This window comes from Stenotrophomonas sp. 21LCFQ19 (assembly GCF_056861425.1).
The window spans coordinates 130997-152714 of record NZ_JBSPUF010000003.1 but is presented as its reverse complement, the minus strand read 5'-3'; the positions used below and the strand labels follow the sequence as shown (position 1 = coordinate 152714).

Sequence of the window (21718 nt, the reverse complement as noted above, 5' to 3'; positions counted from 1 at the left end):
GAACGGCGTGGCGGCGAACCGCCAGGTGGAAAGATCAGGCGCGCAGGGCGCCGGCGAGCAGGGCTTCGGCCCGGCGCAGGTAGGGCACATCGATCATGCGGCCCTCGAACAGGAACGCACCGCGGCCCAGATCGCTGGCCGCCTGCGCGGCGGCAACAATACGCCGTGCTTCGTCCAGTTCGGCCTCGGCCACGCTGAAGATCACATTGGCCTGGCCCACCTGGCGCGGATGGATGCAGCTCTTGCCGATATAGCCCAACTGCTGCGCGAGCATGGCCTCGGTGCGGAAGCCCTCGGCATCGGCCACATCCGGCCAAGCCCCGTCACAGGCGAACACGCCCGCTTCGGTGGCGGCCATTTTCACCGCGAACAGCACCGCATGCACATTGGCCGGCGTGCGGGCGATGCCATTGGGCGCGAACAGATCGCCCAGGCCCAACTGCAGGCCGGCGACGCGCGGATGCGCGCCAGCCAATTCAGCGGCCAGACGCAGACCACGCGGGGTTTCGATGTTCAGCAGCAGGCCGATCGGGCGGGTGACGCCATTGGCGGCCTCGGCGCGTTCGAGCGCAACGACCACCTGCCGCACCTGCGCGGCCGATTCCACCTTGGGGATGTTGAGCAGCCACAGGCCGGGCACCGCCATCGCAGCCAGATCGGCGGCGAAGTGCGGGCTGTCGGTGGCGTTGGTACGGACGATCAGCAGCTTGTTGCTGGCAAGCACGTCGGCACGGGCGAGGAAGCTGGCGATGGCCGCGCGCGCCGCCTGTTTGCCAGCCTCGGGGACGGAATCCTCCAGATCGAAGGACAGGGCATCGGCCGCACTGGCCAAGGCCTTGTCGAACAGTTCCGGACGTGCGCCGGGCACAAACAGCTTGCTACGCATGGCTTCCCCTCACTTTGAAAGGCAGTCTGCGCGAATCGGAACGCTGAAAAAGTGTATTCCCCGACATTCACCCGATAGGTTTTGTTGTGGTTTGCGGAGTTTGGCGGGTGGGGAGAAAGCCTCAGCAAGGCGTCAAGGCGCGGGCTGTCCCTTCCCCCGCCCGCGGGGGAAGGTGCCCGAAGGGCGGAAGGGGGGCGCTTTTCACTTTTGCCTGAGCTACCCGGACGTATGCCGAAGCGGCGGGAGAGCCAAACCCAAACCCAAACCCAAACCCAACCCTCCCCTTGGCCTCTGGCCAAAGGGAGGGAGCAGATTGCCGCCGTACCCGGCGATGCTAAACCGCAAGCAATACCGCAGATCCCAGCGCCGTCCCCTCTCCCGCCTGCGGGGGAGGGTGCCCCGAAGGGGCGGGTGGGGGGCGCTTTTGATCTGGCTCGCGCTCCGCCCCCAGCAAAAACCCAAAACTCATCCTGGGCGCCAACCTCGCAATCAGGCCTCCCCCAACATTGCAACGGCCAGCAAAATCAAGCCTCAACCCCAGCGCCCTTTACCCAAGGCCAACCCAAGCCTCCGGAAGGCCTTGAACAAAGCAGTTACCCCCACGACCAAGCCGGTTCAGCCTGATATACACAAGCCACCCCGGCTATCATGGCCCTTCACATAAATCAGCCAGATCCGGCGGCCGCATCCCGGCGCCAAAAGGCTGAAACAAACCACCGAGGCAGGGGAAGCATGGCGGAAGTAACCAAGGCCCGGACCGGCCACCTGATACGCAAGCTGTTCAGCATCCTGCAAACCCGGCCCGACGGCATGAAGGCCGCAGAAGCCTTGGCAACCCTCGCGTCCCAGGTCGAACTGACCCCCTACGAAGCAGGCGACTATCCTACCGGCGGGCGCCGCTTCGAGAAGATCGTCCGCTTCGCCACCGTCGACACCGTAAAAGCCGGCTGGCTGGTCAAGGACAAGGGCATCTGGAGCATCACCGCCGAAGGCGCCGTAGCCCTGCAGCAGTACCCGGACGGCGAACAGTTCTACCGCGAGGCAGTACGCCTGTACCACAAATGGAAAAAGGCGCAGCCCGTAATCGAAATCGACGAAGGCGATGACGAGGCGGTGGAAAAATCCGCCAGCATCACCTTGGAACAGGCCGAGGAAATGGCCTGGGCCGAGATCGAGGCCTACCTGGCCGACATGCCGCCCTACGACTTCCAGGAGCTGGTAGGCGCCCTGCTCACCGCCATGGGTTACCACGTGGCGTGGATTGCCCCGCCCGGCAAGGATGGTGGCGTGGACGTAATCGCCTACAACGACCCGCTGGGCACCCGCCCGCCGCGCATCAAGGTGCAGGTCAAACGCAACGCCAACTCACCCAAGATCGATGTGATGGGCCTGCGCAGCTTCATGGCTGTGCTGGGCGAAGGCGACGTCGGCCTGTTCGTGGCCCTGTCCGGCTTCACCAAGGACGCCGACCTGGAAGCCCGCCAGAGCCATCGCCGCATCACCCTGATTGACGCCAACCAACTGGTTGAGCTGTGGACTCGGCACTACGGCCAGCTGGACGACAGCGCCCGTCGGCGCTTACCGCTCAAGCCTGTGTGGTTCTTGGCGGGCGACGAATAAGTTGCAAGGGGAAGGAGCGAAATGGACAAGAAGTCGTTGAGCGAACGGGATATCTGTACCAAGTATCTGGTGCCTGCCATCCAGCTGGCCGGTTGGGATATAGAGACGCAGGTGCGGGAAGAGGTCTCCTTCACCAAGGGGCGCATCATTGTCAGGGGGAAGTTGCATAGCCGCGGACAAGCGCGACGGGCCGACTTCATCCTGTATCACAAGCCGAACCTTCCGCTTGCGGTCATCGAGGCCAAAGACAACAACCATGGCGTCGGTGCTGGGATGCAACAGGCGCTGGGTTATGCCGAGTCGCTGGATGTGCCGTTCGTGTTTTCCAGCAATGGCGACGGCTTCCTGTTCCATGACCGCACCGGCACCGGTGATCAGGTCGAGACCGAACTGACACTGGATCAGTTCCCCAGCCCCAATGAGCTTTGGCAGCGCTACTGCCAGTGGAAAGGCCTGGATGCTGCTGCCTGTCAGAAGGTTGAGTTTCCTTACTACGACGATGGCAGTGGCCGCTCGCCGCGCTACTACCAGTCCAATGCCATCAATCGCACCGTCGAAGCCGTAGCGCGTGGGCAGGATCGCATCCTGTTGGTCATGGCGACGGGCACAGGCAAAACCTATACTGCATTTCAGATCATCTGGCGGCTGTGGAAATCAAAGCAGAAGAAACGCATCCTGTTTTTAGCGGATCGCAACATCCTTGTGGATCAGACCCGCAACAACGATTTCAAGCCCTTCGGGCAGGCGATGACCAAGATCGCCAAGCGCCAGATAGATACCTCCTACGAAATCTATCTTTCTCTCTATCAGGCCGTTACTGGTAACGAGGAAGAGAAAAACATCTACAAACAGTTCTCACCAGATTTCTTTGATCTGGTAGTGGTGGATGAATGCCACCGCGGCAGCGCAGCTTCGGATTCAGCCTGGCGCGACATTCTGGATTATTTCTCAGGTGCGACCCATATAGGTCTCACCGCAACACCAAAAGAAACAAAAGAAGTCTCCAGCACGCTGTACTTCGGCGAGTCGGTCTATACCTACAGCCTCAAGCAAGGCATCGAGGACGGGTTTCTCGCGCCCTACAAGGTCGTACGTATCGATTTCGATCTGGACCTCCTGGGCTGGCGTCCGCCCAAAGGCATGGTGGACAAGCATGGCCAGCTGATCGAAGACCGCATCTACAACCTTTCGGATATGGATCGCACGCTGGTCATCGAACCGCGTACCTGGGCGGTCGCGAAGAAGGTCACCGAGTTCCTTGAAGCCTCCGATCCGTACCAGAAGACCATCGTTTTCTGTGACGACGTAGACCATGCCGAGCGCATGCGCCGGGCTCTCGTGAACCTGAATCCCAAGCGGGTAGGGGAGAGCCGAAAGTACGTCATGCGCATCACTGGTGATGAAAAGGAAGGCAAGGCAGAGCTGGACAACTTCATCAACCCTGAGGAGCGCTATCCGGTCATCGCAACCACCAGCAAGTTGATGACTACGGGGGTTGATGCGCAGACCTGCAAGCTGATCGTGCTCGACCAGCACATCAAGTCGATGACTGAGTTCAAGCAGATCATTGGGCGCGGTACCCGAATCAACGAGGATTACGGCAAGTACTGGTTCACCATCATGGATTTCAAGAAGGCGACAGAGCTGTTCGCCGACGCAGCCTTCGATGGTGATCCGGTGCAGATCTACAACCCTGGGCCGGAAGACAGCCCCGTCCCCCCGGAGGATGTTCCTGGTCCGTCCGAACCCGCAGGAGGGGAGCCCTCAGGTGAGGGTGAGGTGACCATAACCGGCGGAGATACAGGTGGTGTTGGTGAGCCGCGTAAGCGCTATGTCGTGGACAACGTGCCAATCAATATTGTGGCCGAGCGCGTGCAGTACTACGGCCCGGATGGCAAGTTGATTACGGAGTCGCTGCGCGACTACACCCGTGAACGCGTGCAGCGGCAGTTCACTTCGTTGGATCAATTCCTGCGGCGTTGGACTGATGCCGAGCAGAAGAAGGCCATCATTGACGAAATGGCGGCACAAGGTGTGATGTGGGAGGCCTTGAGCGAGGAAGTCGAGCGCAAACTTGGCAAGCCATTGGATCCGTTCGATCTGATCTGCCATGTCGCCTTCGATCAGCCACCGCTGTCCCGACGAGAACGCGCGGACAATGTCCGCAAGCGTGACTACTTCACACGCTACAAGGGCTCGGCACGAGAGGTGCTTGAGGGGCTGTTGGAAAAGTATGCCGATACCGGCGTGGAGCATATCGAGGACATCAAGATCCTGCAGTTGGATCCGTTCCGTAGCCTGGGATCGCCCGTTGAGCTGGTCTCCAGCTTTGGCGGGCGACAGCAATATTTGCAGGCGATCAAAGAGCTTGAGAAGGCGCTGTACGCATGAGCGGGTTGAACTCCGACGAGATCGCTCGAGAGCTGGAAAGGCTGGGAGCGGTGCTACGGCATTCCCCCATGTACGCCTATACCTATCATCTGCCGATCAGTGATCAGCCGATTTGTGTAAAGCGCGGTAAAGGAGGAAGGGCGATGCGCACGCGGCCCTTGCTTGTTTTGCCGCAGCACAGGGATCTTCCACATTGGGAAGCCCTGCGAGCAGCACTTGGTAGTCCTGGCATTGATTACCGCAATGCCGACCTGCATGGCTTCCCATTGGCGGCCACGGGCCAGAGCAAAACAGGCGTCGCTTTTGACGTGCCAAGCGTTCAAGCCCTACGTGCAGCAGTCAAGCTTCTGGAAGGCACAATGTCCGCTCCGGAAGATGTATTGCTGCGGAAGGCCGCTGTAGCTGAATTGGCCGATGATCCGAGCTGCAGTCAGCTGACAGAAACCGTAAGGCAACAGCTTATTGACGCCCGTATCGGTCAAGGTGGCTTCCGGCGCGCGCTCATGGCCTATTGGGACGGCTCCTGCGCATTGACCGGTTGTTCATTGGCTCAGGTACTGGTGGCAAGCCATATCAAGCCGTGGGCTGGTAGCAGCAACCAGGAGCGACTGGACCCTTTCAACGGACTATTGCTGGCCGCACATGTGGATCGGCTGTTTGACCGTGGGCTGATCTCCTTTGCCAATGATGGCCGTTTGCTGTATTCAGCTGCGCTGCCGCATGCCGAACTGGAGCGGCTGGGGCTGCAGGGCGATGATCGTCGCCTGAAGCAGCTTGCACCCGCGCATCTCCCCTATTTGGCTGAACACCGGCGTGTGTTTGGCTTTATCTCCAATTGAAGTAATTTCATGTCGATCTCAAGCACCATAAAATCCATCCAGGTCATCATGCGCAAGGATGTCGGCGTCGACGGCGATGCACAGCGCATCGGTCAGCTGGTCTGGATGCTGTTCCTGAAAATTCTCGACGACCGTGAACAGGAATGGGAACTGCTGGATGACAGCTATCGTTCGCCGTTGCCCGAGGTATACCGCTGGCGCAATTGGGCGGCGGATCCGGAAGGCATTACCGGCGATGAGCTGAAAGAGTTCATCGACAATGACCTGTTCCCGAAGTTGCGCGAGTTGCAGCCGCGATACAGCAAGCCGATGGGCTTTGTCATCCGTGGCATCTTCGAGGATGCCTATAACTACATGAAGTCCGGTCAGCTGCTGCGGCAGGTGATCAACAAGATCCAGCAAGGTGTCGATTTCAACCGTGCACAGGAGCGGCACGCGTTTGGTGACATGTACGAGCAGTTGCTGCGCGATCTGCAGAACGCTGGCAATGCCGGTGAGTTCTATACCCCGCGCCCGGTCACCGAATTCATGGTGCGCATGGTTGACCCGAAGCTGGATGAGAAGGTGATGGATCCAGCATGTGGTACCGGCGGCTTCCTGACCTGCACCATCGAGCATAAGCGTCAGCGCTATGCGCAGACCGCCGAGGATGAGCGCGTCCTACAGGCCAGCATCTTTGGCGTGGAGAAGAAGCCGCTACCGCATCTGCTGGCGACTACCAACATGATCCTGCATGGCATCGAGGTGCCAAATCAGATCCAGCACGACAATACGCTGGCGCGGCCACTCACCAGTTGGACGCCGAAGGAGCGTGTTGATTGCATAGTTGCCAATCCGCCGTTTGGCGGCATGGAAGAAGACGGTATTGAGAACAACTTCCCGGCGGCATTCCGCACACGAGAGACTGCCGACCTGTTTCTGGTGCTGATCATGCACCTGCTCAAGCCCGGCGGCCGGGCCGCCGTGGTGTTGCCCGATGGATTCCTGTTTGGCGAAGGCATCAAGAGCCGCATCAAGGAAAAGCTGCTTACCGAATGCAACCTGCACACCATCGTTCGGTTGCCCAACGGTGTGTTCAATCCGTACACCGGCATCAAGACCAATCTGCTGTTCTTCACCAAGGGGACGCCGACCAAAGAAGTGTGGTTCTACGAACACCAGTATCCGGCAGGTGTTAAGAACTACTCCAAGACCAAGCCCATGCGCATTGAGGAATTCGCAGTTGAAGAGGCGTGGTGGGGCAGCGAGGCGGATGGCTTTGCAGCAAGGCAGGAAAATGAGTTTGCCTGGAAGGCCAGCTTGGAAGAGCTGCGGGCACGTAGCTGGAACCTTGATTGCAAGAATCCGCATGTCGGCGAGCAGACTAGCCATGATCCGGAGCATTTGCTGCGTGACTACGCCAGGTTGCAAGGCGAGATCAGCGAGTTGCGAGATCAACTCAAGGCGGCGCTAGCTGAGGCTTTGGAGCGGCAAGTATGACAGCGCTGCTGACCGACAATTTGCCATTGCTGGCCATTGCGCCGAACGGAATCAAGAAGCTGCGCGAGCTGATTCTTGAGTTGGCGATGCGCGGCAAGCTGGTGCCTCAGGATGCGAGTGACGAATCAGCGGGCGAGCTGCTTTTGCGAATCGTCGAGGGAAAGGCGGGCTCTGTCGAGAAAAGCGCGGCAAAAAAAAATAAGCCTCGCGGCGCAAGTGCTGATAGCGCCGCTCCTTACCAGCTGCCAACAGGTTGGCAGTGGAGCTCACTAGCGCAGATTGCATTCGTTAATCCACGAAATTCTGCATCGGACAACTTGGAGGTTTCTTTTGTGCCAATGACCCTTATTGGCACGCGCTTCGATGGTCAGCACGGGCAAGAGTTCCGTACTTGGGGCGATGTTAAGCAGGGTTTCACACATTTTGCTGAGGGTGACATTGGTGTCGCGAAAATCACACCATGCTTTGAGAATAGTAAAGCTTGTGTTTTTGCCGGACTAAGGAACGGTTTAGGGGCTGGGACGACAGAGTTGCACATCGTTCGCCCGGTTTCCGGAACTCTCGACGCAAGATATGTGCTGGCTTATTTGAAGTCGCCGCAGTTTTTGCTTGCTGGCGAAACCAAAATGACGGGGACAGCAGGGCAGAAGCGATTGCCGAAAGAGTTTGTTGAAGCGAACCCGTTCCCACTCCCGCCGCTTGATGAACAAAGTCGCATCGTCGCCAAATTGGATGAGCTGATGGCGCTGTGTGATCGAGTGGAGGCCCGGCAGGTGGATGCGGAGGTTGCCCACATGCATCTGGTGCGTACACTGCTCGACAGCTTGACCAAGACCGTAGATGCGGCGGATTTTTCTGCCAGTTGGCAACGGCTATCTGATCACTTCACAACGCTATTCACTACCAAGGCGAGCATTGATGCCCTGATTCAAACCGTACTAGAGCTAGCTGTGATGGGTAAATTGGCGCAGCAGGATTTCAGCGATGAGCCGGCAAGTGTGTTGCTTGAGCGCATACAAAGAACGCGTAGTAGTCGAGGTGATAAGAAGCCGAAGCTTCTCGCGATGAGTTCGGGTCAAGAACATCCGTTTGAGCTGCCAAGAAATTGGACGTGGACGACACTGCCAGCAGTGGGGGAGCTTTCACGCGGAAAATCGAGGCATCGCCCCCGAAATGACCCGTCGTTGTACGTGGGTGGAAGTATTCCTCTAGTTCAAACTGGTGATGTCGCTCGGGCGCATGGGATAGTTAGAACGCACAGCGCGATGTATAACGCTGAAGGTCTGGCTCAAAGTCGCCTGTGGCCTGTTGGCACAATGTGCATTACTATCGCGGCGAATATCGCTGACAGCGCAATTTTGGGTTTTGAGGCGTGCTTCCCAGATAGCGTTGTGGGTTTCATTCCGGATCTTCCTGAGTTGGATGTACGGTATTTTGAATTCTTCCTTCGCACAGCGAAATCGAACCTTCAAAATTTTGCACCCTCTACCGCTCAGAAGAATATTAATTTGGAGATTCTCGGACTATTGTCTGTTCCGCTACCTCCTGTAAATGAAATGCATCGCATCGTCTCTAAGGTCGATCATGTGATGGCGCTGTGCGATCAGCTGAAGGCCAGTCAGACAAAGGCGAGAGAACTCAGCGATGCATTGGCTGATGCGATAGTTGCAGCAGCGATCACGGAGAGGCCGCCTGCGTCTTGTTCTAGTGCGATTTATCTCAGTAGCTATCTGGTGCGCAAGCTGGCTTCCCGCCCAACCTTTGGTCGTACAGCGCACATGAAATGGTTGTTCCTTGCTGACCAGCATCTGGGCCTCAAGCTTGGCATGACTTATGAGCGGCAGGCTGCGGGTCCGTTGGATAAGCTGATCTACCAGATTGAGGAGCAGGCAGCTCAGTCACAGCTCTATGCGACCCAGAAGGAGACGTTGAAGTCCGGTATCGAGAAGATTGTCTATCGTCCTGACGCCGCAATTGATCGCGCGGCTGACGCCGGTGCTGCCGAACTGGGTGACAAACGTGCTGAGCTGGATCGATTGATCGGCCTGCTGGGCGCACACAAGACCGAAGACCTTGAAATCGTGGCGACGTTGTATGCCGTCTGGAATGATGCGCTCGCTGAGGGGCAACAACCGGATGACGGCTGGCTGATCAATGAGTTCCGGACTAATTGGTACAAGGGCAAAGAGCGCTTCTCTCCCGAACTGCTGGCCAAATGGCTGAGCTGGATGCGCGAATACCGACTGGTGCCCGCAGGCAAGATAAGCAGCACTCGCCATCAGGGGAGTCTTCTGCACTGAGGTGCCTGCGAAGCCGGGGCGCTTTGACTCCAGCCCATGAGCCGAATAACCAGGTTATTCGGCTCATCAGGCGAGAGCAGTGGATCGCTCCCGGTGCCGTTATCGCGTCAGTCTTTCAAGCCCAGCGCACGCAACCACGCGTCCACCTGGCCGAATGCATCCTGTTGCCATTGCTCCGGGGTACGGTCTCCAAGTACCGCCGTCTCTTCTACGAACAAGCGGACGCTGGTGGGGCCGTAGCTTTCCGGTGTGTCGAACTTTCCGGCGATCATGCGGTATCCCGCAGCGCCACTGTCTCGGTCCAGCACCGGCCGGCAGGCTTCCGCCAAGGCATCGATGCCGCCCGGATAGTTACGGATGCAGTAATAGATGTCATAAGCATCTTTCTGCTTGTGACGGCCTTCTATGGCATAGCCCTTCATCGCCAGCAACGCGGGAATCGAACACACCGCGATCTCCACGCGATTGGTGCCGCCGGTTGGCATGGAGCCTGTTACCGCCACCATCTCGTAGAAGTGGCTCGCCAGGTCCGCGCCGTCTGCTCGCTGGACGGCGAAGTTGTCGATCAACGGTGGTTTGTTCCTTGCGATGTCGGCGTCACGTGGCATCAGGAAATCGACGATCACATCAATCGGCCCGCCGCCATCAGTGGCGGGTACCTGCCGCACCAGTTGGAATCGGCGAAGTTCATCACGTTGCTGGTAGCCATGTCCCATCAGCGACGTGATCAGCGTCGCGTACTCGCCGTCACCAAGGGCTTCGGCATCGAGGCCAAGATCCAGGTCGAGCGTGCCGACATGGGGCATGTCCGTATTGGCCAACAACAACCACGGCACTGCGCCGCCTATCACGGCGAATTTTCCTTTGAAGCTGCCGAGGATCTGTCCGATCTCGACCAAAACAGTTTTCACCGCGGCTGTCGTGCGGTCGTCGTAGTCGGCAGCGGATTGAGGTTCCTGCGGAATCAGGTTTTCTGCCATGTCAGCCTTTCCTTGCGTAGATGCTCAGCGGCTTCCATACCGCGCTCGCCAGACACTATCAGGTCCAGATAAGTCTGTACGGCGCTGGTGCAGACCACGCCCGGTGCTGGTTCGATTGCATCGAGGAACAGGCCATCATCTTTGGGCACCGTCACAACAACGTTCTGACCTTTCCCGACTGCGGACAGTCCAAGGGCCGCGTGTAGCCGCTCAAGACCCTGTGCATCGGCGTAGAAATAATGGGTGCCGGTGCGCGCATAGGGCGCCAGCCATTGTGCCGCTGAGTAGGAGGCAAGCACGGCTTGCCCGTTGTCATCGCTATCCGCGTGCAGCACCTGTCTGTTTGCTTCATCCAAGGCGCTACCGTGCATCGTCGTATAGAAGCTCAGGCGCTTTCCGACGGGCGAACGGTAAACCGCCGCCCATTCGTCAAGCAGGGCATCGGGCCTGGTGAGAAGTAGCCCTTCATCCGCTACTTCAGCCCACTCCCGGTCCAGCAAATTGCTGCGCACGTTGCTGACATGGCCCACGCTGACGGCGCTGGCGTCGGCAAGTTCGATCACTCGCCATGACCGGCTTGGGTCGCGGAGCAGGACGCGTAGTACCTGCGCCGACTTCGGCGTGAACAGCGACTTGAGTTCGCGGCGCTCGCTGTCTGGCTTGGTCGCAACTTGGCGCTCGATGTAGATGCCATCAAAGGACAAGTAGGCATTGCCCTCCAGGTCGATGAAGCCCACACCTTCCTCGCGGCACAGCGCTTGCGCATTTGGCGACAGGTAGGGGGCGATGAAGACCGGAATGGCACCTTCCGCGTTTCTTTCAACGAAGTGCTTCAACTGAAAAAGCGCTGCCCGCACGTACCGTGGTTGCCCACTGGACTTCACTTCACAAACCAGTAGTCGGTCCTGACCGGCCGCCTTGAGATGTACGAAAACATCGACTCCCTCATCGGCTGCGTGGTGTTGAGGTTCAACACTTAGCCGCGTGATGGCAGGCACCTGCCCAAGCAGGCTTTGCAGCGCTTCAGCGGCGCGTAATTTGACGTCTTTCACCAGTTCGATGTGTTTCAGCATTTGCTGAAATTATCAATATTAATGAAAAAGTCAATGGAATTTCAGTAAATATGCACGTTTCAGCATATGCTGAAAGTGCTCATTGGGCTGAAATTGGATCTGTTCGCATTCTTCAGTGAGCCGGGAGTTCGAGCAGCCCTATGGGGAAATAGCAAGAAATGATGATAAAATGCAGGAAATTCAGTGGGTTGCGCAAAAAATGAAAATCGCCAGCTGGAACGTCAATTCGCTCAACGTCCGCCTGCCGCACCTGGAACAGTGGCTGGCCGACTTTGCCCCCGACGTGGTCGGCATCCAGGAAACCAAGCTGGAGGACCACAAGTTCCCCGATACGCGGCTGCTGGAGCTGGGCTACCGCAATGTGTTCGCCGGGCAGAAGACCTATAACGGGGTGGCGCTGCTGTCGCGGCACCCGATCGAAGACGTGCAGATCGGCATTCCCGGCTTCGAGGACGAGCAGAAGCGGGTGATCGCCGGCACCGTCAATGGCGTGCGCATCATCAATCTGTACGTGGTCAACGGCCAGGACGTGGGCACTGACAAGTACGCCTACAAGCTGCGTTGGCTGGAAGCGGTGCACGCCTGGGTCGCGGCCGAGCTGCAGAAGCATCCACAGCTGGTGGTGATGGGCGATTTCAACATCGCGCCGGATGACCGCGATGTCTACGACCCGGCGGTGTGGAACGGTGACCACATCCTGACCTCCACAGCCGAGCGTGGCGCGCTGCAGAAGCTGCTGGATCTGGGCCTGCACGACGCTTTCCGCCTGCACAACGATGCCGCTGGCATCTTCAGCTGGTGGGATTACCGCGCGGCCGGTTTCCGTCGCGACCTGGGCCTGCGCATCGACCTGACCCTGGTCTCCGATGCGCTCAAGCCGCAAGCTGCTGCCTCCGGCATCGACCGCGAACCGCGTACCTGGGAACGCCCCAGTGATCACGCGCCGGCCTGGGTGCAGCTGGCACAGGGCTGAAACAACAAGGCCCGGCTGTTGCCAGCCGGGCCTCGGTCGAATCGGCGCCAGAACGGTTAACGCACGCTTTTGCGTGTGAACAGATTGACGATGGCCAGCAGCACTACCGCGCCGACCAGTGACAACAGGAAGGAGCGCACGGTGATCGCACCATTGATGCTGCCGCCGCTGAAGAAGAAGCCGGCGATCATGGCGCCGACGATGCCCACCACGATGTTCAGGATGATGCCCTGCTGCGCATCGCGGCGCATGATGATGCTGGCCAGCCAACCCACGACGCCACCAATAATCAACCAGATGATGATGCCCATGCGCGAACCTCCCTGCCGTGAAGCACCCCGAAAGGTGCGGTGGCGACAGTCAACGCGCAGTGGCGTTAAGAACATGTTTGTCCGGGCAGGAGCCTGTTCAGCATGAGCCCCGCTGGTCGCCATTGGCAGTTTGGTCAGGTGGAGGTGTGGCTGTTGCCGCATACCCCTGGAACCCGTGGTGAGCCGCAGGCCCGCGAGGTGCTGGCCGGTGTTTTCGACACCACGCCCGAGGCCTTGCCGCTGACCCGCGATGAGCGCAGCCGGCCCTGGCTGATCGGTGAGTTGGCGCATTACGGCACCGGCTGGAGCCATAGCGGCGGCCATCTGCTGGTGGCGCTGGGCGAGGGCGCACGCCTGGGCGTGGACCTGGAGCGGCAGCGGCCACGCAAGCAGATGCGCGAGGTGATCCGTCGTTTCTTCCACCCGGAGGAGATTGCCTGGCTGGATGCACTGGACGACAGCGGCTGCGAGCACTGGTTCTTCCGCGTGTGGTGCGCCAAGGAGGCGCTGCTGAAGGCGCACGGGCATGGCATTTCGTTCGGGCTGGAGAAGCTGCGCTTCGCGCCGGATGCGACGGGGGCCTTGCAGCTGGTGTGGTGCGACCCGGGCCTGGGTGATGCGGCCCGCTGGCATTTATATGAGTGGCAGGCGACGGAGGATTTCCGGGCTGCGCTGGCGTGGTATCCGCTGTAGCGACGTGCCCCCTCCCTTTGGCCTGCGGCCAAAGGGAGGGCCGGGGAGGGGTGGTTTTGCTCCCTCCCTTGCGCGAAGCGTAGGGGAGGGCTGGGGAGGGGTAGCTGTTGCCGTTGCTCTTGCTCTGCGCGACAGATCAAAAGCCACATCCAAAGCACCCCTCCCCAACCCTCCCCTGCGCTACGCGCAAGGGAGGGGGCAAAGTTACGCTTCGGCACAAGGGAGGGGGCTCAAGCAGCCACTCCTGCGATAATCCCTGCCATGAACGACACCACTCTCCCGCGCGAAGTCGCCAGCGACCTCGACCACGGCTTGAAGGCCATGGGTCTGGACGCCGCTTTGGCCAAGCCCCTGCTGGCCTACCTGACCCTGCTGGTGCGCTGGAATCGCACCTACAATCTCACCGCCATCCGCGATCCGCGCGAAATGGTCACCCGCCATCTGCTCGATTCGCTGGCCATGGCCGAGCATGTCAGCAGCGGCAGCCTGGCCGATCTGGGCACTGGCCCCGGCTTGCCGGGCATTCCGTTGGCGATCACCCATTCGCAGCTGCAGGTGACCCTGGTCGAGAGCAACGGCAAGAAGGCCCGCTTCATGCGCGAGGCCGTGCGCCAGCTTGGTCTGGGCAATGCCCGTGTCGCCGAATCCCGTGCTGAAGCGCTGGACGAGCCGGGTGCTTACGACAACCTCACCGCCCGCGCCATGGACACCTTGGCCGGCATCATCGAGGTTGGCGGTCACCTGCTGCGTCCCGGCGGCCAGCTGCTGGCGATGAAGGGTGTGTACCCGCACGAAGAGATCGCCCAGCTGCCCGCCGGCTGGCAGGTGCTGGAAGTACGCCCGCTGCAGGTGCCGGGACTGGTTGGTGACCGGCATCTGGTGGTGGTGGAGCGGACCTGAGCCGCTGGATTCCTTCCTCCGCTTGCGGGGGAAGGTGCCCGTAGAGCCTGCCCCCGCGAAGGCGGGGGGCGGAAGGGGGCGCTTTTGATCTTTGCTTGGCTGTCATTTGGAGAGCCAGAGCAACGGCACCCCTCCCCAACCCTCCCCTTGGTCTTCGACCAAAGGGAGGGGGCAGGCGGTAGTGCCGAGCCATGCTCGGCAGGGGCTTTGCCGGTCAAGGCCAAAAGCTACCCCTTCCCAGCCCTCCCCTTGGCTGCGCCAAAGGGAGGGATACGGCCAAAGTAGAGCAAATCAGGGCACATTCCCGGGCCAAAGCCGCCCGTTACCCGGAAACCGATTTCCGCCTGCGCGCCGCTACCCCCATAATGACCAGTCCAACTTCGCCAACGAGGCTCTCCTGCATGGCTCGCATCATCGCCATCGCCAACCAGAAAGGCGGCGTCGGCAAGACCACGACGGCTGTCAATCTGGCTGCTTCCCTTGCCGCCGCGCCCAAGCGCGTGCTGCTGGTCGACCTGGACTCGCAGGGCAACGCGACCATGGGCAGTGGCGTGGACAAGCGTGAGGTGGCTGCGTCCACCTGTGACCTGCTGCTGGGCGAGGTCACCGCCGCCGAAGTGCGCGTCACCACGCCGGAAGGCTTCGACCTGCTGCCAGGCAACATCGACCTGACCGCGGCCGAGATCCAGCTGATGGACCAGGGCGAGCGTGAGCAGCGCCTCAAGCGCGCGCTGGCACCCATCCGCGATCAATACGACTACATCCTGATCGACTGCCCGCCGGCGCTGTCGCTGCTGACGCTGAACGCGCTGGCCGCCGCCGACTCGGTGATCGTGCCGATGCAGTGCGAGTACTACGCGCTGGAAGGCCTGAGCGCGCTGGTCGAGACCATCGATGCGCTGAAGATCAACCTCAACCCGGCGCTGGAAATCGAAGGCGTGCTGCGCACCATGTTCGACGTGCGCAACAACCTGGCCAATGCGGTGTCGGCGCAGCTCACCGAGTACTTCGGCGACCGCGTGTTCCGCACCATCGTGCCGCGCAACGTGCGCCTGGCCGAGGCGCCCAGCCATGGCCAGAGCATCGTCGGCTACGACCGCGCCTCGCGCGGTGGCGTGGCCTACCTGGGCCTGGCCGGCGAGATCATCCGCCGCAACAACGAACGCAAGCAGCCCTCCCGGGCCGTGGAGGCTGTCTGATGAGTGCAGCGAAAAAGCGCGGTCTTGGCCGTGGTCTTGATGCCCTGCTGGGCCCGAAGGGCGCCGTAACCCCGGTCACCGTCGCTGCCGTCGCCGAGCCGCAACCCGGCGAAGTGCTGCGCAAGCTGCCCATCGACCAGCTGCAACCCGGCAAGTACCAGCCGCGTCGCGACATGGACGAGGCCAAGCTGGCCGAACTGGCCGAGTCGATCAAGGCACAGGGCATCATCCAGCCCATCCTGGTGCGCCAGATCGAGGGCGGCAGCTACGAAATCATCGCCGGTGAACGCCGTTGGCGCGCTTCGCGCCTGGCCGGGCTGGACGAAGTGCCGGTGGTGGTGCGCGAGCTGGAAGACCGCACCGTCATCGCGATGGCGCTGATCGAGAACATCCAGCGCGAAGACCTCAATCCGCTGGAAGAAGCCGAAGCATTGGCGCGCCTGGTCAGCGAGTTCACCCTGACCCATGCCGAAGCCGCGCAGGCGGTTGGCCGCTCGCGCGCCTCGGTGTCCAACCTGCTGCGCCTGATCGATCTGCCGATCGGCGTGCGCGTGCTGCTGGAAACCCGCCGCCTGGAAATGGGCCATGCCCGCGCGCTGCTGACGCTGGCGCCGGAACTGGCTACCAAGCTGGCCGAAGAAGCCGCCGAGCAGGGCTGGTCGGTGCGTGAAGTCGAGCACCGCGCGCAGCAATTCGCCGCCGGCAAGGTACCGGGCGCACGCAAGGCCAAGCCGTCGCCGAGCGCGCCGCAGGCCGATATCGCATCGCTGGAAACCGAGCTGTCCGAATCGCTGGGTGCGAAAGTGGCGATCAGCCACGGCCGCGGCGGCAAGGGCAAGCTGGTCATCCACTACACCGATCTGGACACGCTGGACGGCGTGCTGGAGCGGCTGCGCGTCCGCCAGAACGGCTGACGTACTTCATTCCCCCCGAGGTGCACGCAAGGCAATGAACCCCACCAAGGTCGACCGCAATCATCTATTGCGTCTGACCGACCTGCCGAATGTCGGGCCGGCCTGTGAAAAGGATCTCCGTCTGATCGGGATCCGGGTTCCCGCGCACCTGCGCGGGCGTGATCCCTACGATATGTATGCGCAGCTATGCCTGAAGACCGGCGTGGTGCACGATCCCTGCGTGATCGATGTCTTCCTGTCGGTGGTGCGTTTCATGGGGGGCGACGCGCCGCAGCCGTGGTGGGCATACAGCAAGGAACGCAAGGAAACCCTGGCCAAGGACGCGCCGCTCACCCTGTGGTGAGGCAGGGGCGATGCTCGTGGCCACCAACCGGAGCAGTGCATGAGCAACACAGGCGACGAAATGAGCCCGGGCGGCAGCCGCATCCTGGACCACGGCCAGGCCAGTGATTTCGAGCCCGCACGCGGCCATTCGCACGGTGCGGCGATCAGCGCGCACATCGAGCACCATCTCGGGCCGATAACCAACGTGCTGCATGAAATCGTCTCCGATACCGTGCACGTGGACATCCATGTGGTGCCGCCGTGCGGGGACTGCCCGAATACGCGCTTGGTCACTTCCGGCATGAGCGATCTGCCGATGCAGCTGCCGGATGATGCCGAGGTCTCGCCCTACCTGGAGCTGATGCTGACCCTGCCCGGCGACTGGCCGCTGGATCACGCCCAGCTGCAGGACGAGCGCAATTACTGGCCCATCCGCCTGCTCAAGACGCTGGCGCGGCTGCCGCACAAGCACAACACCTGGCTGGGCCTGACCCATACCGTGCCCAACGGCGATCCGGCCCAGCCGTACGCGCCCGGCGTGGCGTTCGATGGTGCGATCCTGCTGCTGGCGCTGTCGGCACCGGAAGATTTCGACACCCTGGTGGTCGATGACGACACCAGCATCGAGTTCCTGTCCGTGGTGCCGTTGTACCCGCAGGAAATGGCCTTGAAGCTGCGCGAAGGTGCCGATGCGCTGATCGACCTGCTGAGCGACAACGACATCGGTGATGTCATCGAGCCGGGCCGGCATAATCCGGCCCGCGAACATCTGTCTGGACTTCCTGCATGACCGTACTCGTCACCGGCGCCGCTGGTTTCATCGGCGCTTACACCTGCCAGGCACTGGCCGCCCAAGGCGAGCGCGTGGTCGGGCTGGACAACTACAACGATTACTACGATCCGCAGCTCAAGCGTGACCGCGTCGCTGCCCTGTGCCCGCAGCTGGATATGCGCGCGCTGGACATCACCGACCGCGATGGCCTGGCCGCGCTGTTCGATGAAATCCAGCCGACGCAGGTGATCCACCTGGCCGCGCAGGCCGGCGTGCGCTATTCGCTGGAAAACCCGCACGCCTACGTGGAAAGCAACCTGGTCGGCTTCGTCAACCTGCTGGAGCTGTGCCGGCACCGCGGCGTCCAGCACCTGGTCTATGCGTCCAGCAGCTCGGTCTATGGCAACTCGGCCACGCCACCGTTCTCCGAAGACCAGCGCGTGGACCAGCCGCGCTCGCTGTACGCGGCCACCAAGGCCGCCAACGAGTTGATGGCCTATACCTATGCGCAGCTGTACGGCCTGAAGGCCACCGGCCTGCGCTTTTTCACCGTGTATGGCCCCTGGGGCCGGCCGGACATGGCGCCGCTGCTGTTCTCGCGCGCGGTGCTGGCCGGGCGCAGCATCGATGTGTTCAACAACGGCCAGATGCGGCGTGACTTCACACATGTTTCTGACATCGTCGCCGGTATCCTCGGGGCGCTGTCGCATCCCTCCGCCCAGGCCACACCCCACCAGGTGTTCAACCTGGGCAACCACACCCCGGTGGAGCTGGAACATTTCATCGACGTGATCGCCTCGGCCGCGGGGCACCCGGCGCACAAGGTCTACAAGCCGATGCAGCCGGGCGACATGGTGGAAACCATGGCCGATACCTCGCGCGCCCAGGCCGCCTTCGGCTACGCGCCGGACACGCCGATCGAACTGGGCCTGCCTCCGGTGGTGGAGTGGTGCCGTAGCTACTTCGGGTCAAGCGCCTGACTCACCTTCCGCTAAGTTGAGTTTTGGAAAATGCGTGACCTTTCTTCAAATGCACAACCTGCGGAACCAGCAATGAACCAACCCAGCCTCTCAGTGGTTGTTCCCGTCTTCAACGAACGCGACAACGTCGCGCCGCTGGTCAATGAAATCACCGCTGCGCTGCGCGGCCAGATCGATTTCGAGATCGTCTACGTCGACGACAACTCCAAGGACGACAGCCTGCAGGTGCTGCAGGCGCTGAAGGCCACCAACCCGGAGCTGCGGGTGTTGCACCATGTCAGCCAGAGCGGGCAGAGCACGGCAGTGCGCACCGGCGTCAAGGCCGCGCGCGCGCCGTGGATCGCCACCCTCGACGGTGACGGCCAGAACGATCCGGCCGATATCCCCAAGCTGCTGGCCGCGCGCGCCAAGGCCGAACCGCAGGTCAGGCTGTTCGCCGGCTGGCGCGTCAACCGCCAGGATTCGGGCAGCAAGCGCTGGGCCAGCAAGTGGGCCAATGCCATCCGCGCGCGCATGCTGCGCGATGACACGCCGGACACCGGCTGCGGCATCAAGCTGTTCGAGCGCGCCGCCTTCCTCGACCTGCCGTACTTCGACCACATGCACCGCTACCTGCCGGCGCTGATGCAGCGTGCCGGCTGGAAGACGGTGAGCGTGCCGGTCAACCATCGCCATCGCACCGCTGGCGTTTCCAAGTACAACAACCTCGGCCGCGCGCTGGTCGGCATCCGCGACCTGCGTGGCGTGGCCTGGTTGATCACCCGTTCCAAGCGCACCGCGGTGGAAGAGGTCTGAGCATGGATTTCATGAACCAACCACTGGTGTGGCTGGAGTGGACCGGCGTGCACATGTCGCCGTGGAAGCTGATCGGACTGACCGGTGCGTTGATGTTCGGCGGCCGCTGGCTGGTGCAGTTCGTCGCCTCGCGCCGTGCCGGCAAGCCGGTGATCCCGCGCCTGTTCTGGTACATGAGCGTGCTCGGCAGCCTGATGACGCTGAGCTACTTCCTGTTCTCGTCCAAGCAGGATGCGGTGGGTGTGGTGCAGAACCTGTTCCCGGCATTCACCGCGCTCTACAGCCTGCGCCTGGATATCAAGCACCGTGGCTGGCAGCGCGACAAAGCCGGTCACTGAGCGGGCGACTGTGCCCAAATCCGGCGGTTTGCCGCCTGAATCCGTCTAGGTCGGGCGGCAGCTTCAATGCGATGATCGGGGTGAATGAACCACCTGGGGAATACCGATCGTGAAATCGCCGTTGACCGTTGCGCTGCTGCTCACCCTTGGCCTGAGCGCCACCCCGGCCTTTGCCGCCGCACCGTCGGCCCCGGCCACGCTGGCCACCCAATCGCTGGATGACCAGTTCAAGGCCATCTACGAGAAGGAATGGGCCTGGCGCCAGACCGGTGGCGGCGAAGCCAGCGAAGACAGCGACGCCCCGGCCAACAGCACGCGCCTGCCCGACGTCAGCGCCGAAGCACAGAAGGCGCGCCTGAAGGTGTGGGATGGGGTGCTGAAGCAGCTCGAGGCCATCGACCCGAGCAAGCTCTCGGCCGAGAACCAGATCAACTACGCCATCTATCACTACCAGGTCGAAAGCCTGGCCGATGAAGTGCGCCTGGGCAGCTACGAGATGCCGTTCAATTCGGATTCCTCGTTCTGGTCCAACCTCAGCTTCATGGCCCGCCGCGAGATGAAGACCGCGGAGGACTACCGCAACTACATCGCGCGCCTGAACGATGTGCCGCGTTACTTCGACCAGCAGATGGTCAACATGCGCGCCGGCCTTGCCCGTGGCTTCAGCGTGCCGCGTGCGGTGCTGGAAGGGCGCGACGTGTCGATCTCGACCGTGGCCGAGCTGAAGGACCCGACCGAGTCGCCGTTGTACGAGCCGCTGAAGAAGCTGCCCAGCAGCATTCCGGCGGCCGAGCAGGCCAAGCTGCAGGCCGATGCCAAGCAGGCCATCAGCGGCAGCGTGGTGCCGGCCTTCGGCAAGCTGCTGACCTTCTACCGGCAGGAATACGTGCCGCAGTCGCGCACCACCCTGGCGGCCGAGAAAATGCCGGGTGGCAAGGAGTTCTACCGCCAGCAGATCCGCGAATACACCACGCTGGACCTGAGCCCGCAGCAGATCCATGCGCAGGGCCTGGCCGAGGTGAATCGCATCCAGCAGGAAATGAACGCCATCATCGACAAGGTGGGCTTCAAGGGCAAAAGCGAGCAGACTCGCTTCGCCGATTTCCTCGAATTCCTGCGTACCGACCCGCAGTTCTACGCCAAGACGCCGGACGAATTGCTGTGGCGTGCGGCGTGGATCTCCAAGCGCGTGGACGGCGTGATCGGCAAGTTCATGACCTTGCCGCGCGCGCGCTTCACCATCGTGCCGGTGCCGCCGGATATCGCCCCGTTCTGGACCGCCGGCCGTGGCGGCATGGGCACCTACTGGCTCAATACCTACAACCTGCCGGCGCGCCCGCTGTACAACCTGCCGGCACTGACCCTGCACGAGTCCGACCCGGGCCACGCCCTGCAGGGCGCACTCGCCGCCGAGCAGACCGGCCAGCCCGAGTTCCGTCGCACCGCCTATATCTCGGCCTATGGCGAAGGTTGGGGCCTGTACACCGAGAAGCTCGGCGTCGACATGGGCATCTACCAGACTCCATACGAAGACTTCGGCCGCCTGACCTATGAAATGTGGCGCGCCTGCCGCCTGGTGATCGATACCGGCGTGCATCACTACGGCTGGGACCGCGACCGCGCGATCGCCTACCTGCGTGACCACACCGCGCTGAGCGAGCACGAAGTCACCACCGAAGTGGATCGCTACATCTCCTGGCCGGCGCAGGCACTGAGCTACAAGCTGGGCGAGATCACCATCGTCAAGCTGCGTGCGCAGGCCGAGAAGGAACTGGGCGACAAGTTCGACATCAAGGGCTTCCACGACGCCGTGCTCAAGCAGGGCTCGGTACCGCTGCCGGTGCTGGAGCAGCAGATCCAGGCCTACATCGCCGAGCGTAAAGCGGCGAAGTGAGTGCTCTGCTCCCTCCCTTGCGCAACGCGCAGGGGAGGGTTGGGGAGGGGTGCTTCT

General features: G+C 61.5%; 20 protein-coding genes. 16 read left to right on the top strand and 4 right to left on the bottom strand.

Annotation, left to right across the window (positions count from 1 at the left end; genetic code table 11):
- Nucleotides 1-34: 34 nt before the first annotated feature.
- Nucleotides 35-886, bottom strand: coding sequence for an HpcH/HpaI aldolase/citrate lyase family protein (locus AC13FW_RS04770; RefSeq protein ID WP_481545116.1), 852 nt, complete (start codon nucleotides 884-886; stop codon nucleotides 35-37).
- 732 nt (nucleotides 887-1618) lie between these two features.
- Here AC13FW_RS04770 and AC13FW_RS04765 point away from each other — a divergent pair.
- The 5 genes from AC13FW_RS04765 to AC13FW_RS04745 are packed head-to-tail and all read left to right on the top strand — an operon-like array spanning nucleotide 1619 to nucleotide 9515.
- A complete protein-coding gene (locus AC13FW_RS04765) occupies nucleotides 1619-2506 on the top strand; it encodes a restriction endonuclease (protein ID WP_482988369.1) in 888 nt (295 codons plus the stop codon).
- Between the two features lie 21 nt (nucleotides 2507-2527).
- Entirely contained in the window at nucleotides 2528-4897 is a 2370-nt protein-coding gene (gene hsdR, locus AC13FW_RS04760; RefSeq protein ID WP_482988368.1) for an EcoAI/FtnUII family type I restriction enzme subunit R, read from the top strand.
- A complete protein-coding gene (locus tag AC13FW_RS04755; protein WP_482988367.1) occupies nucleotides 4894-5736 on the top strand; it encodes an HNH endonuclease in 843 nt (280 codons plus the stop codon). The genes hsdR and AC13FW_RS04755 overlap by 4 nt, the downstream gene beginning before the upstream one ends.
- 9 nt (nucleotides 5737-5745) lie before the next feature.
- Entirely contained in the window at nucleotides 5746-7215 is a 1470-nt protein-coding gene (locus tag AC13FW_RS04750; RefSeq protein WP_482988366.1) for a type I restriction-modification system subunit M, read from the top strand.
- Nucleotides 7212-9515 carry a restriction endonuclease subunit S gene (locus tag AC13FW_RS04745; protein WP_482988365.1) on the top strand — a complete coding sequence of 768 codons (2304 nt, stop codon included), beginning with the start codon at nucleotides 7212-7214 and terminating at the stop codon, nucleotides 9513-9515. Before AC13FW_RS04750 ends, AC13FW_RS04745 begins: the two co-directional genes overlap by 4 nt.
- Nucleotides 9516-9622: 107 nt before the next feature.
- On the opposite strand, the gene AC13FW_RS04740 is transcribed toward AC13FW_RS04745, so the two are convergent.
- Entirely contained in the window at nucleotides 9623-10495 is an 873-nt protein-coding gene (locus AC13FW_RS04740; protein WP_482988364.1) for a nucleotidyl transferase AbiEii/AbiGii toxin family protein, read from the bottom strand.
- Nucleotides 10480-11568: a type IV toxin-antitoxin system AbiEi family antitoxin gene (locus AC13FW_RS04735; RefSeq protein ID WP_482988363.1), complete on the bottom strand. Its 1089-nt coding sequence runs from the start codon at nucleotides 11566-11568 to the stop codon at nucleotides 10480-10482. The genes AC13FW_RS04740 and AC13FW_RS04735 overlap by 16 nt, the downstream gene beginning before the upstream one ends.
- Nucleotides 11569-11767: 199 nt before the next feature.
- Between AC13FW_RS04735 and xth the strand changes: the two genes are divergently transcribed.
- Nucleotides 11768-12541: an exodeoxyribonuclease III gene (gene xth / locus AC13FW_RS04730; RefSeq protein ID WP_482988362.1), complete on the top strand. Its 774-nt coding sequence runs from the start codon at nucleotides 11768-11770 to the stop codon at nucleotides 12539-12541.
- Nucleotides 12542-12597: 56 nt separating this feature from the next.
- Here xth and AC13FW_RS04725 read toward each other — a convergent pair whose 3' ends face one another.
- Nucleotides 12598-12852 carry a GlsB/YeaQ/YmgE family stress response membrane protein gene (locus tag AC13FW_RS04725; RefSeq protein WP_282270042.1) on the bottom strand — a complete coding sequence of 85 codons (255 nt, stop codon included), beginning with the start codon at nucleotides 12850-12852 and terminating at the stop codon, nucleotides 12598-12600.
- 102 nt (nucleotides 12853-12954) lie between these two features.
- Between AC13FW_RS04725 and AC13FW_RS04720 the strand changes: the two genes are divergently transcribed.
- From AC13FW_RS04720 to AC13FW_RS04675, 10 genes are all read left to right on the top strand, one after another.
- The gene (locus tag AC13FW_RS04720) at nucleotides 12955-13545 is read left to right on the top strand and encodes a 4'-phosphopantetheinyl transferase family protein (RefSeq protein ID WP_482988361.1); all 591 of its coding nucleotides are present in this window, start codon (nucleotides 12955-12957) and stop codon (nucleotides 13543-13545) included.
- 261 nt (nucleotides 13546-13806) lie between these two features.
- Nucleotides 13807-14445: a 16S rRNA (guanine(527)-N(7))-methyltransferase RsmG gene (gene rsmG, locus AC13FW_RS04715; protein WP_482988360.1), complete on the top strand. Its 639-nt coding sequence runs from the start codon at nucleotides 13807-13809 to the stop codon at nucleotides 14443-14445.
- Between the two features lie 401 nt (nucleotides 14446-14846).
- Nucleotides 14847-15644: a ParA family protein gene (locus AC13FW_RS04710; protein ID WP_282270048.1), complete on the top strand. Its 798-nt coding sequence runs from the start codon at nucleotides 14847-14849 to the stop codon at nucleotides 15642-15644.
- Nucleotides 15644-16558 (top strand): ParB/RepB/Spo0J family partition protein, encoded by a 915-nt coding sequence (locus AC13FW_RS04705; protein ID WP_482988359.1) that lies wholly within the window; start codon nucleotides 15644-15646, stop codon nucleotides 16556-16558. Before AC13FW_RS04710 ends, AC13FW_RS04705 begins: the two co-directional genes overlap by 1 nt.
- Before the next feature lie 34 nt (nucleotides 16559-16592).
- Nucleotides 16593-16901: a helix-hairpin-helix domain-containing protein gene (locus AC13FW_RS04700; protein ID WP_296250089.1), complete on the top strand. Its 309-nt coding sequence runs from the start codon at nucleotides 16593-16595 to the stop codon at nucleotides 16899-16901.
- A 39-nt stretch (nucleotides 16902-16940) separates the two neighbouring features.
- Complete coding sequence (locus AC13FW_RS04695; protein WP_482988358.1) at nucleotides 16941-17672, top strand: suppressor of fused domain protein; 732 nt, start codon at nucleotides 16941-16943, stop codon at nucleotides 17670-17672.
- Nucleotides 17669-18634 carry an SDR family NAD(P)-dependent oxidoreductase gene (locus AC13FW_RS04690; protein ID WP_482988357.1) on the top strand — a complete coding sequence of 322 codons (966 nt, stop codon included), beginning with the start codon at nucleotides 17669-17671 and terminating at the stop codon, nucleotides 18632-18634. Before AC13FW_RS04695 ends, AC13FW_RS04690 begins: the two co-directional genes overlap by 4 nt.
- Nucleotides 18635-18706: 72 nt before the next feature.
- Entirely contained in the window at nucleotides 18707-19429 is a 723-nt protein-coding gene (locus tag AC13FW_RS04685; protein ID WP_296250097.1) for a glycosyltransferase family 2 protein, read from the top strand.
- Nucleotides 19430-19431: 2 nt separating this feature from the next.
- Nucleotides 19432-19767, top strand: a complete 336-nt coding sequence (locus AC13FW_RS04680) for a lipid-A-disaccharide synthase N-terminal domain-containing protein (protein WP_405051638.1) — start codon at nucleotides 19432-19434, stop codon at nucleotides 19765-19767.
- 109 nt (nucleotides 19768-19876) lie between these two features.
- Nucleotides 19877-21661, top strand: coding sequence for a DUF885 domain-containing protein (locus tag AC13FW_RS04675; RefSeq protein WP_296250099.1), 1785 nt, complete (start codon nucleotides 19877-19879; stop codon nucleotides 21659-21661).
- Nucleotides 21662-21718 lie beyond the last annotated feature (57 nt).